Here is a 14026-nt window from a genome sequence, read left to right as displayed (position 1 = left end):
GTCACACTGCCCCGGCCGGCCGGCGCCCGCCCGTCCGGGCGGCACCCGCAGCCCGCGGGAACCGGCGAACGGGCGGTCGCCTCGGTGCTGCGGCGTCCGGACGGCCGCCCCCGCATTCCGGCGTCCGGACGGTCCGGTCGGGCACTCCGGCGTCCGGGCGGCCCCCTCGGTACGGGCGGCGGCCCCCTCGGTACGGGCAGCGGTCGCGTCGGTACGGGCGGCGGTCGCGTCGGTACGGGCAGCGGTCGCGTCGGCCTCGGTACGCCGCTGCCGCATCCGTGCGCCGCTGTCACATCCGTGTGCCGGCGTACGTCAGTGCTACGCCGGCCGGCGAACAGTGCTGCGCCGACCGGCACCGCCGAGGGCCGGGCCCCGGTGGACCGGGCCGGCCGGCAGCCGGCTGCCGATGGGCGGCAGAGTGGGAACGAGCGTGCGGAGGATGTCGCGATGAGGGACCAGCAGGAGTTTCTGGCGGAGCGCTTCGAGGCCCACCGGGGCCACCTGCGGGCGGTGGCCTACCGGATGCTCGGTTCGCTGAACGAGGCGGACGACGCGGTCCAGGAGGCGTGGCTGCGGCTCAGCCGGTCCGACGCGGACGCGGTGCACAACCTGGGCGGCTGGCTGACCACCGTGGTGGGGCGGGTCTGCCTGGACATGCTGCGCTCCCGCACCTCGCTGCGGGAGGAGCCGCTGGAGACCCGGCTGCCGGACCCGGTGATCGGCCGGGAGGACGCGGCCGACCCCGAGCACGCGGCGCTGCTGGCGGACTCCGTGGGGCTGGCGCTGCTGGTGGTGCTGGAGACGCTGGCCCCGGCCGAACGGCTCGCCTTCGTCCTGCACGACATGTTCGGGGTGCCCTTCGACGAGATCGCCCCGGTGGTGGGGCGCACCCCGGCCGCCGCCCGGCAGCTGGCGAGCCGGGCCCGCCGCCGGGTCCGGGGCACCGCCCCCGCCCCGGACCCGGACCTGGCCCGCCAGCGGGAGGTCGTGGACGCGTTCCTGGCCGCGGCGCGGCGCGGCGACTTCGACACCCTGCTCTCGCTGCTCGACCCGGACGTGGTGCTCCGCGCCGACTACGGCGACGCGCCGGCCCTCGCCCCGAGCCGTCTCCGGGGGGCGCCGGCGGTCGCCGGCCAGGCGATGGCGTTCCGGCCGCCCGCGGGCGTGGCCGCGACGGCCCGGCGGGCGCTGGTCAACGGCGCGGCCGGGCAGGTCGTGTTCCGCCAGGGCCGGGTGTTCTCGGTCATGGGATTCACGGTCCGGGACGGGAAGATCGCGGCGATCGACATCCTCGCCGATCCGGCACGCCTGGCGCACCTGGACCTCTCGGCCCTCGACGACTGAGCGGCGGCGCGGCCGGACCGGCGGTCGCCGCCGGAGCGGCCGCGCCGGCGCGGCGGTGGGCCCGCCGCCGCACGGGCACCGCGGGCCTACGGCCGCCCCGGCTCGCCGGCACCGCGGACGCACCACGGCACGGGCACCACGGACGCACCGCCCCGCCGGCACCGCGGGCGTACGGCCACGCGGTCCGCGCGCGGGGCGGGCCGCCGCACGGGCGTCCCGCTGCCCCGCGGGTCCCGCCGTGCACGCGCGTCCCGCGGGTGGGCCGGGCGCGCGCCGGGCTGCGGGACCCGGCCGGGTCCGTCAGGTCCAGAGCACCGCGATGAAGATGTTGGCGGTGGTGAGCAGGCCGACCGCGCCCATGACGCCGCTCGGGACCTTCTCCTCGTCCCGCTTCACATAGACCAGGGCCAGGATCACCACCAGCAGCGCCAGCTTCACGGCGATCTTGACGTTGTTCACGCTGTTGTCGTCTGCCTGGTTGAGACCGACCAGGGCCACACCGGTCACCAGCATGGTGAGCGCACCGTGCAGCATCCCCGGGAGCATCCGCGCCTCGCCCGTGCGCAGCGCCTTCGTCTGGCCGAGGAAGCCGCCCAGCAGCGCGGCGATGCCGATGATGTGCAGGCCGACGAAGACATGTATCAGTACGTCCATGGCCCGGAGCGTAGCCCTGCCCCTAGCAGCCACCGGCGCCCGGGTGGGGGGTTATCGCCCCTTCGGTCACAGCTGCCCGGAAACCTTCCGACCCGCCCCCCTCGGAACGGACAGTAACGATCGGTGACGCCCCGATACCGGTCAACTCCGCCCTTCGCCCTGCCTCGGCGCCGGATCGCGGTCTAGCTTCCTCGCCAGGCGGCGGCCCGCTCCCCCGTACGGGCCGCCGCCGTCGTACGCCGCTCACGGAAGGAAGGGACCTCACCGCCGTGGCCTCGCACCGGAAGCCCAGGCAGCGTCTGCCGCTCGGCGGCACCGCCCGCACCGCCCGCACCGCCGCGACCCTCGCCCTGGCGGGAGCGGCGACCGCCGGCACCGCCCTCCAGGGCACCGGGCACGCCGAGCCCCGCCCCACCGCGGCCCAGGTCAAGACCCGGGTCGAGCGGTACCAGCGGGAGGCGGAGGAGGCGACCGAGCGCTTCAACGGTGCCAAGGAGCGCGCCGAGGCCGCCGAGTCGGCGGTCGAGGCGCTGCGCGACAAGGCGGCCCGCGGGACCGCGCGGCTGAACTCCTCCCGCAACGCGCTGGGCTCGTACGCCACCGCCCAGTACCGGTCCGGCGGGGTGCCCGCCACGCTCCGGCTGGCGCTCTCGTCCTCCCCCGACGAGTACCTGGAGCGCGCCTCGGCGGCGGCCCGGGCGCACACCCGCCAGTCCTCGGCGGTGTCCCGGCTGGTGCGACAGGTGCGCGGGCTGAAGCAGGTGCGGACCGAGGCGATCGAGCGGCTGTCCGAGCTGAATCGTTCCCGCGAGGCGCTCGCCCGGCACAAACGCACCGTCGAGGCCAAGCTGCGCTCCGCCGACCGGCTGCTCGACCGGCTGACCGCCGAGGAGCGGCGCCGTGTACTCGGCCACGACGGCGCACCGGGCGCCGAAGGCGGCAGCGGGAACGGTTCCGCAGGACCGCGGAGCGGGGCCGGCGGGCTGCCGGGGCTGGGTGACACCGCGGTGACCGGCGCCGCCCGCCGCCTCGGCACTTCCGCGCCCGCCGCGTCCGGCCGCGCCGCGCTCGCCGTCTCCTTCGCCTACGGCGCGCTGGGCAAGCCGTACGTCTGGGGGGCGACCGGCCCGTCCGGCTACGACTGCTCCGGGCTGACCCAGGCCGCCTGGCGGTCCGCCGGTGTCGCCCTGCCGCGCACCAGCTACACCCAGATCAATGCCGGCCGGCGCGTCGGCCGTACCGAACTCGCCCCCGGTGACCTGGTGTTCTTCTACTCCGGGATCAGCCATGTGGGGCTGTACATCGGCGCCGGCAAGATGATCCACGCGCCCAGGCCCGGTACGACGGTACGCATCGCGAGCATCGACGCCATGCCGTTCGCCGGCGCCACCCGCCCGGCGTGACCCGCACCGGTTCCTGCCCGGCGCGACCCGCACCGGCCCCCGCCCGGCGGGACCGGTACCGCTCCCCGCCCGGCGCGAACGCGGCGCCCATCCCCGGACCGGACGCGGGAGTCACGCCCGACGCGCACCCGGCGCAGGAGTCACGCCCGACGCGGACCCGACGCACGAGTCACGCCCGGCGCGGGAGTTCACGCCCGACAAGGGCCGGACACGGGAGGAGTCACGGTCGGCGCGCGGGCAGCGGCAGCAGCGCCGGCCACCGGGCGCTCACGGCCCCCGCGACGGCTTCGGCGAGTCGTCCCAGACCGGGCAGCCGGTCGCTGTCGGCGGCCATCCGGCTGACGACGCCGAGACGGTGCAGCAGCCGCTGCCGGGCGGTCGCGGTGCCCCAGGACCAGTCCCGGCCCGGCAGCTCGGCCAGGTGGTCGAGGGTGCCCCGCTCGGCCCGCTGGACCAGGGCGTCGCCCCGCAGCAGCCAGGCGGCGCAGGCGTCGGTGAGGTCGTCGGGGACCTCGGTGCCCGTCGCGTCACGCCAGGCCGTGCGGTAGGCGGCCTCCGCCGCGTCCAGCAGGGCCCTCGGCGGGGCGGTGGAGCACCAGCAGGTCGGGAAACCGATCCGGAGGTAGGCGAGTTCCACCCGTCCGTCGCCCAGCGCCGACTGCTCGAAGTCGATGAACCGAACGCCGGCAGCGGTGTGCAGGTCGTTGCCGGGGCAGGGGTCGCCGTGCAGCAGGGCGTGGCCCGGGGTACCGGACACCCGGCCGACCAGGTCGTCCAGCTCGGCCCGGACCCCGGCCGGCACCTCGACGCCGAGCGTCCGGGCGAGCGTGAGGAAGGAGTCGATGTCGCCCTGGACCGGGCCCGACCAGGCGGGGAGGGCGCCGGCGTCCTCCGGTCCGGTGGCCGCGTGGAGCCGGGCCAGCGCCCCGGCGTACTCCACCACCCACTCCTCGCCGGGCGGCCGGTGGTCCACGTACTCCAGCACCACCACGCGTTCCTCCGGATCGGTACCGAGGATCCTCGGCACCACGGGCGGTTCGACCCGGGACGCCAGCCGCAGCGCAGCCACCTCACGGGTGTACCGGTCGTCCGCCTCCGGGGCGTCGATGAGCTGCTTGATCACAACGGGTGTGCCGGACAGCTCGGCCCGCCACACCCGCGACCGCGGGCTGCTCTCCAACTCGTGCACCCGGTCGGGCGATCCCAGCTCCGCTCTCAGCCTCTCCCCGAAGGGCGGTGGTGTCCCCATCTCCCCATGCTCGCACGCCCGTCGGACACCCGTACGCCCCGCGCGCCGCGCGCCCGCATTCGCCACCCCTGCGCCGTCACCCACTCGCCCGGACCCGCCCCAACCCCCGCGAGGTGAACGGAAGGAGTCACCCCGGCCAACCCTCGGGGTGCGATCGGTGGCGGAGTGATTCATCCCGCTTCGCGGGCCCGATTTTCCACAACCCGCCCCTCGGCTCGCCGGTCTCACGGACTGGAAGGGCAGGGTTTGGGGGCGAAGCGAGGGGGCTTCCGATGGCACCAGCAACACCGGGGACGCCGGCAACACCGGCAACACCCGGAGCACCAAGAACACGAGGGACACAGAGGATTTCGGAGGCCCCAGGGACCGCAGAGGCATCAGGGACCCCAAGGGCATCGGGGACGGCGGCCGCCTCACGGTGGCCCGGGGCACCGGCCGTACGTCCGGGCAGGACGCGGACACGGGCGCGGCGGCTGGCCACCGCCGTGGCGGCGGTGCTCGCTCTCGGCGCCGGGCTGCTGGGGACCGGCGCCCCCTCCGCCGTGGCGGCGGACGGCACCGGCACCCCGCCGCCGATGCCCACGGTCACCGTCCCGGGCGAACGGATGGCGCTGCCGCGGGACGCGGGGATCGTGGCGGCGGACGGTTCGGGGTACCTCTCGGCGCGCGAGGCCCGCCACCCGAGCGGAACGCTCACCTGGATAGGGGACGACGGCCGGCAGGTGGAGAACCTGCCGGAGGCCCGCGCGTTCAACGGCGGCCACGGGCTGGAGCACATCGAGGGCAACAGCTACCGCGTCCGCCACTACGCGAGCGGCCGTACCGTGCGCTTCGACCTGCCGGCGGGCGACACCGTCACCGAGGTGTTCGCGGCCGGCCGCCTGCTCACCCTGCGCAGGTCGGCGACCGGGAACACGCTCCACCTGTGGGAGGTCCCGGCCGGCGGCGGTGCGCCGGTCGACCGGCCGGTGGGCGGGGTGCCCGCCGACATGGGTCCGGCCGTGTACACCCCGGCGTCGGACGCCCGGGGTGCCGCGTTCTGGTGGAAGCCGGTGGGCGGGGGCGCCTGGCGCACCGCACTGCTGGACTTCGCCTCCGCGCGCCTGACGCTGGTGCCCAGCGACGGTTTCGGCCTGCTGGAGTACCCGCGGCTCACCGACGACAAGGTGGTCTTCATGGCCATCGACGAGAAGTTCGACGTGTCCAACGCGTACGTCATCGACCGGAACCACCCGGAGCGGCCCGGCACCCGGATCACCTCGCTCGACGGTGTGACGGACTGGCACACCGAGATGGCCGTGGTGGGCGACTGGCTGGTCTACATGAAGCCGGACGACGCGTACGGGCACGAGGTCCGCGCGGTGCCGCTGTCCGGCGGTCCCGCCCGTACCCTGCTCGACCGGTCCCGTGGTGTGTTCGTCACCGCGGCCGACGGCAGCCTGCTGGTGGAGGGCGGCAGCGACGCCGCGCACTGGGCGGTGCACCGCGTCACGCCCGGCGCGGACGGCGCGCCCGCCACCGCACCGCGGGTGGAACTGCCGCCGCTGTCCCGCTGGGAGGTGGGCGGCTTCGCGGTGGACCAGGGGCGGTTGCTGCTCGCGGGCGAGGACACCCGGAGCACCGAGCCGTACCCGGGCACCCGGCTGTTCGGCTCCGACCTCACCCTGGACCCCGACGGCAAGCTCACCGCCACCGCCCCGGCGGACCGGGGGGACCTGGGCTACTGGGTGCCCGGGGACGACTCCGGCGATCCCGGCTCCAGCGGCTACTACATGACCTGCTACGGCTCCTGCCTGCGGCTCACCGGCACCGGCGAGGGCACGGTGGCGCACCAGCGGCACGACGTACCCGAGGTGATGGCGGCCTCCGGGCCGTACACGGTGGTGCGGCAGCACCCGACGCGGCAGGAGGTGCGGAACGGCGACACGGTCCTGCGGACCACCGGCGCACAGGCGGCGGCCCTGTGGGGCAGCACGCTGTGGACGCCGGGCACCACGCCGGGCACGGTGAACGCGGTGTCGCTGCCGTCGTTCTCCCCGTCCGGCTCGCTCTCCACCGGCGCCCCCTGCGTCCCGCGGGAGCTCCAGGTGGTGGGCCGCTGGGTCTACTGGTCCTGCGGTCCGGGCCGGGAGGCCGGGGTGTACGACCGGACCACCAGGCGGGCGCTGGACGTCCCGCGGGGGTACGCGCAGCTGGCCGACGGCTACCTGGTCAGCCAGGACGACGCCGCCCGGAAGCTGCTGATCACGTACTTCCCCGGCGCGGTCCCGGACGACCGGACCGGCACCCGGGAACTCGCCGCGCTGCCCTTCGTCCCGCACGCCCCGCAGGACCGGCGCGGGCGCCACTGGGCGGTGGACCGGTTCGGCGGCCCGGTCGCCCACCTCGACGGGAACGGGGACGCGGTGGTGGTGTGGCCGCGGGTCACCACCTCCCCGCTCGCCGTCATCGCCACCAACGCCCCGGCGAAGCTGAACACCTCGGCGAACACCGGCTGGAAGGGCGCCTGGCACACCTCCAGGCCCGTCTCCCACTGGAAGCTGACCCTGTCCCGCACCGGCGAGAGCACCGTGCTCCGCACCTTCACCGGCGGAACGGCCCGCGGGCGGATCGCGGTCTCCTGGGACGGCACGCTCAACGGTGTGAAGGCGAAGCCGGGAACGTACCGCTGGACCCTCACCGCCCAGCCCACCGACCGCACCCGCCCGGTGGTCGCCTCCGGCGTGGTCACGGTGCACACCGGCTGACCCGGCCGGATCCCCGCGCACCGGCCGCCGCATGCGGGCGGCCGGTGCGCCGGAGGCGGGCGCCGGTGCCGGAGGCGGCGGTGCGCCGGGGGCGGGGGGCGCGCCGCACCGGGGGCGGGGGGCGCCGGTGCCAGGGGCGGGGTGGCGGCGCGCCGGGGTGTCCGCGGTCGGCATTCCGGCCGCGGGCCCGGTGCCGGTACGCCGGAGACGGACGCGTGACCCTGGGTGAATGGGTGACCCGGGCGACCCTGGGTCACCGGCCCGGGCCACGCCTGAGAAGGCCCGGGGAGCACGGGCCGGGGAGCACGGGACCGGCGGGCCCCGGCCCGGGAGCACGGGCCGGGGGAGCACACGGCCGGCAGCACCGGACCGGGCAGCACGGGCCCCCGTCTCCCGGCTCCCGGCTCCCGGCTCCCGGCTCCCGGCTCCCGGGTACGGTCCGGCTACGGCTGCCCCGGCCCGCCCCCCCCCCGGCGGCTCAGCCGCCGCCCGCACCCCCGGTCCGCCGCCCGCGGAACACCTCCGCCATCGCCATGTAGTTCTCACCCCCGCGGCCGGCGGCCACCGCTCGTTCGGCGAGCGCCTTCAGCAGCGCCGGGTGGTCGGTGTCGATCCCCTGCTGGGCACTGGTGTGCAGCACATGGTCGATCGCGGTCAGGTTCATCTCCATGTTTCCCAGGTCGCCGGGGTACCGGCCCCGGTCGACGTCCGGCACCCCGGCCACGATGATGGGGTTCACCACCGAGGGCAGGAACCAGTCCACCGCCAGCTCGGCGAACGTCGCCGCCTTCACCCCGGCGGTGCCGACCAGGGCGGCGGAGTGCAGGAACCCGTTGAGGGTCGCGTACATCAGCCCCAGCAGCGCGGTGTTGTACAGCACCGCCAACTCCGGTTCGGCACCCAGATAGGTGGTCCCGCCCATCGCGGCCAGCGCCGTGCGGTGGGTGTCGAAGACCGCCCGCGGCCCGCTGTAGAGGATCTTGGCGTCGGGGTGCCCGACCGCCGTCACCGGCACCATGATCGCCCCGTCGAGGTACTCGGCTCCCCGCCCGGTGGCCCAGCCGACCGCCTCGCGTGCCTGCTCCGGGGTTCCGGAGCTGTGGTTGACCAGGGTCCGGCCGGCCAGGGCCCCGTCCGCGGCCTGCTCCAGCACCCCGTACATCGCCGGGTAGTCCTTCAGGCAGACCACGATCAGCGGGCTCGCGGTCACCGCCCCGGTGACGCTGTCCGCCCGGCGGGCGCCCCGTGCCACCAGTTCGTCCGCCTTCCCCGGGGTGCGGTTCCACACCGTCGTGGGGTGGCCCTGATTCAGGTAGGCCTCGGCGAGCGCCGCCCCCATCGGCCCGAGTCCGATCACCGTGACCGGGGTGCGGTCCTCCGCTGCCCGCTGTCCGATCACCGCTGCCTGCTCATGCTGTTCATGCGTCGAATGCGTCATGTCGCATAGGCTGGGGTCTCACATCGGTGTGAGAGTCAAGTCGGCCCGCACGCATGGTGGATGGGTGCGGCTGAGTGGGGACTGGCGGTCAGGTCGTATGCGTATCGGTGAACTCTCCCGGCGGACCGGGGTCAGCATCCGGCTGCTGCGCTACTACGAGGAGCAGGGCCTGCTGATGCCGCAGCGGCGGCCCAGCGGGTACCGCGAGTACCGCGAGGAGGACGTGGCCACCGTCCGGGGCATCCGGACCCTGCTGGGGGCGGGGCTGGGCACCGCCACCATCGCCCGGCTGCTGCCCTGCATGGTGGACGACGGCGAGAACCTGGCGCCCGGCTGCCACGGCCTCCTCCCCGACCTGCACCAGGAGCGCGAGCGCATCGACGAGGCCATGGCGTCGCTGCTGGCCGCCCGGGACGCACTGGACACCATCATCGCGACCCCCGTGCCGGCACCGCCGGCCGCCGGCGGGAACGGTGCCGGCACCATCGGGAACGGACCCGGCGCGGGCACCGGCGCCGGCGAGGACGGGTCCGGTGCACCGCCGTCCACCGGCTCCGACGACGCCGCTTCCGCCCCGTCCCCGACCTGGTGCGCGGTGCCGGACCGCCGTGGGCACGGCGCCACCGCAACCGTCGGCACCTGAACATCGCGCCGGCGCCGGCGCACCGCCGCGCCCGGGGCACCACCGCACACGGCACGCCGCCGGGCCCGGGACACCCACCCCCGACCGGCCGCACCTCCCGGACCCGCCGCGCCCTACCGACCCCCCGCGCGCCACTCCCCGGGCGCCCCGCCCCCCCACCGACGCCTTCCCGCCCCCGGCCACGCCTGCGGCCGGCCACCCCTCCGGCACCGCGCGACCGGAAATCTGTCACCATCCCTCCCGCCCGGGACAGAGCGACCGAGGACGACCCTCCACAGGCCCCCGCGGCACGGATCGCCCCGCAACGGATCGCCCCGCAGACGGCCCTTCCGGGACCGCTCGGCCGAGGGGCGACTCACCCCGCCGGAAGGGCGCGGCCCCGGACGCTCACCACCGCGAGCGCTGGATGATCTCGTACGGGAACGAGTTGCCCTTCCCGTCGAGCCATTCGTAGTCGCCCACCGCCCAGTGCCGGCCGGTGCGCCCGATCGGTGCCAGGTCGTGGACGGTGTAGCTCTGGGTCTCGCCGTCCGGGACGGTCGCGCCTTCCACCCGGGTCCACCGGCCGCGCTCGTGGCGCCACATGACCGGCGGGCCCTCCCAGCCGTCCGGGTCGCCGCTGAGCCAGACCCGGCCCCGGCCGTCACCGCTCAGCGCCTCCGGGGCGATGCCGGAGACCGGCCCGGTCACGTCCCGCCAGCGCTTGCCGTTCCAGTGCAGCACCGTGGGCCGCAGCCCCTCCTCGCCGGCCGGGCTGAAGACTCCCGTCACCCAGACGCTGCGCGCCGACTCCACGTACACGTCGGACAGCCGCACCGGGATGTCCGGCAGCCGGACCTCCCGCCACCGCTTGCCGTTCCAGCGCAGCGCCAGCGGACGGGACTCCAGGCCGCCCGGGTAGCTGGCCCCGACCGCCCACGCGTCGTGTGCCGAGCGTGCGTCGATCTCCACGAGGTCCTGGCCGGCGGGGAGTTCGGTGGTCCGCCAGGCACCCCGCTCGTAGGTGTTGATCCGCCGGCCGCCGGCCAGCCAGGTGCGGCCGTGCTCCGACGCCATCTCCGCGTAGCCGTAGTTCGCGCCGCCCGGCAGCTCCGGGAGGTCCACGCGGCGCCAGGAGTGTCCGTCGAAGTGCGCGGTGACCTCGCCGTTCTCGCCCCAGCCGTAGATCCACACGTCGCGCGGCGACGCGGCGCTCACCGTCTGCCAGTACCGCACGTCCGGCAGCCCGGCGTCCCGTACCCGGCTCCACTCCTCGCCGTCCCAGCGCAGGACGACGCCGGTCGGCACGGCGTCCAGGCTCTCGTGGCCCACCGCCCACGCCGCGCGCGGCCCGGCCGAGGTGACCGAGCCGAGGTGCGCGGAGGGCGACAGTCCGCCGGCCCGCGCGATCTCCCACCGCTGGTCTCCGGCGGGTCCCTGACCGGCCTGCGTCCCGGAGCCCTGCCCCGGGCCGGGGCGTGTCCCTGTCCCCTGACCGGTGTGCGCCCCGGAGCCCGGCCGGCCCGCACCGCTCACCGCGTCCGCCGCACCCGCCGCCGGGGCGGCCAGCGCCGAGGTCGCGGCGATCACCGCCACCACCGCGAGTCTGATGGATCGAGCCCTCATGTCCCTGAGTCCTCCCCCTCGTGCGGTGGCATTCCGGGGCTCGAACCGCCACCGGGTACGGCCACCGCCACCTGCCTGCCGTCACCCGCAAGACACGCCACCCGACGTCACGGTTGTACCGATTGGCCGTGATCGGCATGATCACCGCCCGAACACGTCTTTCGCGTGTCTTCCACCCCAATTCCGGGTGAACCGGCGATCGGCTGTCAGCAGATGGGCCGTCCTGCTCCCGGCCGCCTCTGCCACGGTGGCCTCATGGGACATCACGCCGTTGCCGTTCGCCGGATCGACCTGGGTTACTTCATCCGTCCCGCCGTGGAGACCGGCGGTCCCGAACCCCGGGTGGAGGCCGTTCTCGCCTACCTGGTGCGCCACCCGGACGGGTTGCTGCTCTTCGACACCGGGATCGGTGCCGCCGACCCGGAGACGGAGGCGCACTACCGGCCGTGCCGCCGTCCGCTGCCGGAGGCCCTCGCGGCGGCCGGTGTCACGCCGGCGGACATCGACCTCGTCGTCAACTGCCACCTCCACTTCGACCACTGCGGCGGCAACCCGCTCTTCCCCGGCACGCCGATCGTGGCGCAGACGGCGGAACTCGCGGCGGCACGGGGCGGCGGCCACACCTTCGAGGAGCTGATCGACTTCCCCGGTGTGCGGTACGAGGAGGTCTCCGGGGAGGCCGAACTGTGGCCCGGCATACGGGTGGTGCCCACCCCTGGCCACACCGACGGCCACCAGTCCCTGGTCGTACGGCGGGACGACGGCATCGCGCTGGTCCTCGCCGGGCAGGCCCACGACACCGCCGCCGAGTACGGCTACGCCCTGCTCGCCCGGCGCGCCGCCGGCGAAGGCGTCGAACCGCCGCTGCCCGCGTACCGGCCGTGGCTGGACCGGCTCGCCGCGTTCGACCCCCGCCGCGTACTGTTCGCCCACGACGCCTCGGTCTGGGAACCGACCGGTCCGGCCGCCGGATGACCCACCCGCCCCGGCGGGCCCGATCGCCCACCCACCGGGGCCCGCCCCGGCGGAACCCCAGCGCCCGGCCGGAGCCGCGTCGCAAACCGGTCGCCCGATAATCCGCACGGCGGTCCGCCACCGGTACTAGGGTCCTCGCTCGTGACCGATCCTTCTTCCTCCCACCTCCGCACCACCGCCGACGCCTATGACGCGATCGCCACCGTCTACGCCGACTTCGCCCGCGACGCGCTGGACGGCTTTCCGCTGGACCGCGCGGTCCTCGCCGCGTTCGCCGAGCACGTGCGGGACTCCGGGCCCGGCCCCGTCGCCGAGCTGGGGTGCGGCCCCGGGCAGACCACTGCTCACCTGCGGGGTCTCGGGCTGGACGTCTTCGGGGTGGACCTCTCGCCGGTGATGATCGGCCTGGCCCGCGGGTCGTACCCGGACATCCGGTTCGAGGTCGGTTCCATGGACGCGCTCGACCTGCCCGACGGCCACCTGCGCGGGGTGGTGTCCTGGTACTCGCTCATCCACACCCCGCCCTCCGACGTGCCCGCGTACCTGGCCGAGTTCCGCCGGGTCCTCGCCGGTGACGGCCACCTGCTGCTCGCCTTCTTCGAGGCCGAGGGCGAGCCGGTCACCGTCTTCGACCACAAGGTCACCCCTGCGTACCGCTGGCCGATCGACGAACTGGCGCGGCTGGCCGGCGAGGCCGGCTTCACCGAGATCGGCCGGATGCTGCGCGAGCCCCGCGAGGACGAACGCTTCCGCCGCGGCCACCTGCTGATGCGCGCGAGGGGGTGACCCGGGTCCAGGCGCGCGTACCGGGGGTTACCGCGATACCCCACCGGCGAATGTCGGCAATATGGGATCTAAGGAGCAGGTGACAGGGAGGCGTTTCGAGATGCGAGGATCAGGTTCTCCCGGTTCGAGCCGGCCACAGTGCCCGGATCGGCGAGACATCCGCTCACTGTCAGCATCCGAGTTGTCCACCCTCATCGAACGACTCCGCGGCTCTGGCACACCCTTGCGTCGTTCGTGGTGGGAATCCATCAGAGACATGGCGGTCAGCAGGTACCAGAACTCCAAACTCAGTCAACCAGCACGCCTCCAGTGGGCCGCCATTGCGGCACGGGCCATCGATGAGAAGTACAGGGACGACGCCGGTGACGCCAAGCTCAGATGCACGGAGCGAGGATTCGTTGTCGCCTACCTGATCGCCCAGTTCGGACCATCCGCACACCATCCTCTGCGCGACCCCTGTGCGCTATTCGAGGAGATCATGGGGACGCTCGGCACACAACCGGAAGCCACTCTGAAGGCCGCCGAAAACTGGCGGCAGCACGACGTGGCCCGCGTGCGTGAACTGCGAAGGATCAAAAACCTGCTGAAGGTACTGGAATACATTCTCCCTTATGCATCAACCCTGGATACCGCTGGCATCGCCGCGAAATGGACGGCAGTTCGCCCGGCACTCCCCTGAGCCGCCGGCACACCGGCCGCACGCTTCCATGTTCGGCGAGACGACCCGGCCGACCTGCTCGTTCGCACTCAGAAGGGAACGATCGGCACCGTGAGGACACGCGTTCGCATTGAGTCACGGACCGAGTGCGCCACTTCATTCCGGCTCACATTCCTCCAGGCCGAGCTAATCCGTGAATGCATGGCATTCGCGCTCATCAGTCGCGACATGACAGAGATTCACACAGGAATGCCGGCGAATGAGCTGGAACTCCTAAAGGCCAAGGTGACGCCGGCGGAACGGTTCGCCTGGGTATCGTGCACTCTCAACCACCGGGAACTCCACGCCGTCTACGCGAGCCTCAACAATGCAGTGGTTGGGTTTCCCACGGAAGAGGCCTTCCACACCTGGACGGGTTTCTATCGGGATGACGCGGTCGGGCTGGGCAGATCCATGACTCGGCCCGTTCACGACAGTGACTGATACGCCCCATAGCGCACCGCGCCGGGACTCCGGTGCCTTGC

Annotated in this window: 11 protein-coding genes and 1 pseudogene; 8 read left to right on the top strand and 4 right to left on the bottom strand. The window is 74.5% G+C overall.

Annotated features, from left to right (window positions below; all coding sequences use genetic code 11):
- Positions 1-447 precede the first annotated feature (447 nt).
- Positions 448-1344 (top strand): RNA polymerase sigma factor SigJ, encoded by an 897-nt coding sequence (gene sigJ / locus IHE55_RS17595; protein ID WP_197989892.1) that lies wholly within the window; start codon positions 448-450, stop codon positions 1342-1344.
- Positions 1345-1644: 300 nt separating this feature from the next.
- Here sigJ and IHE55_RS17590 read toward each other — a convergent pair whose 3' ends face one another.
- Positions 1645-1998, bottom strand: a complete 354-nt coding sequence (locus IHE55_RS17590; protein ID WP_197989891.1) for a hypothetical protein — start codon at positions 1996-1998, stop codon at positions 1645-1647.
- A gap of 269 nt (positions 1999-2267) precedes the next feature.
- Between IHE55_RS17590 and IHE55_RS17585 the strand changes: the two genes are divergently transcribed.
- Positions 2268-3401, top strand: a complete 1134-nt coding sequence (locus IHE55_RS17585) for a C40 family peptidase (protein WP_197989890.1) — start codon at positions 2268-2270, stop codon at positions 3399-3401.
- Positions 3402-3621: 220 nt separating this feature from the next.
- Here the strand turns inward: IHE55_RS17585 and IHE55_RS17580 are convergent, their stop codons facing one another.
- Entirely contained in the window at positions 3622-4650 is a 1029-nt protein-coding gene (locus IHE55_RS17580) for an aminoglycoside phosphotransferase family protein (RefSeq protein WP_197989889.1), read from the bottom strand.
- Positions 4651-5144: 494 nt separating this feature from the next.
- Between IHE55_RS17580 and IHE55_RS17575 the strand changes: the two genes are divergently transcribed.
- On the top strand, positions 5145-7397 hold the full coding sequence (locus IHE55_RS17575; protein WP_197989888.1) for a hypothetical protein: 2253 nt from the start codon (positions 5145-5147) through the stop codon (positions 7395-7397).
- Positions 7398-7875: 478 nt separating this feature from the next.
- Here the strand turns inward: IHE55_RS17575 and IHE55_RS17570 are convergent, their stop codons facing one another.
- Positions 7876-8835, bottom strand: a complete 960-nt coding sequence (locus tag IHE55_RS17570; protein WP_197989887.1) for an NAD(P)-dependent oxidoreductase — start codon at positions 8833-8835, stop codon at positions 7876-7878.
- A gap of 97 nt (positions 8836-8932) precedes the next feature.
- Between IHE55_RS17570 and IHE55_RS31405 the strand changes: the two are divergent.
- Positions 8933-9271 (top strand): annotated as a pseudogene (locus IHE55_RS31405) (MerR family transcriptional regulator); the annotation flags it as partial.
- 594 nt (positions 9272-9865) lie between these two features.
- Here the strand turns inward: IHE55_RS31405 and IHE55_RS17560 are convergent.
- Positions 9866-11083: a hypothetical protein gene (locus IHE55_RS17560; protein WP_197989885.1), complete on the bottom strand. Its 1218-nt coding sequence runs from the start codon at positions 11081-11083 to the stop codon at positions 9866-9868.
- Between the two features lie 255 nt (positions 11084-11338).
- Here IHE55_RS17560 and IHE55_RS17555 point away from each other — a divergent pair, with 255 nt between their 5' ends.
- The 4 genes from IHE55_RS17555 (at position 11339) to IHE55_RS17540 (ending at position 13985) form a co-directional block, all read left to right on the top strand.
- On the top strand, positions 11339-12058 hold the full coding sequence (locus IHE55_RS17555; protein ID WP_197989884.1) for an N-acyl homoserine lactonase family protein: 720 nt from the start codon (positions 11339-11341) through the stop codon (positions 12056-12058).
- 141 nt (positions 12059-12199) lie between these two features.
- Complete coding sequence (locus IHE55_RS17550) at positions 12200-12844, top strand: class I SAM-dependent DNA methyltransferase (protein WP_197989883.1); 645 nt, start codon at positions 12200-12202, stop codon at positions 12842-12844.
- Positions 12845-13100: 256 nt separating this feature from the next.
- Positions 13101-13523, top strand: coding sequence for a hypothetical protein (locus IHE55_RS17545; RefSeq protein WP_197989882.1), 423 nt, complete (start codon positions 13101-13103; stop codon positions 13521-13523).
- 180 nt (positions 13524-13703) lie between these two features.
- Complete coding sequence (locus IHE55_RS17540; protein ID WP_197989881.1) at positions 13704-13985, top strand: hypothetical protein; 282 nt, start codon at positions 13704-13706, stop codon at positions 13983-13985.
- Positions 13986-14026 lie beyond the last annotated feature (41 nt).

This window comes from Streptomyces pactum (assembly GCF_016031615.1).
GTDB lineage: Bacteria > Actinomycetota > Actinomycetes > Streptomycetales > Streptomycetaceae > Streptomyces > Streptomyces pactus.
This window is presented reverse-complemented; position numbering and strand designations above follow the sequence as displayed.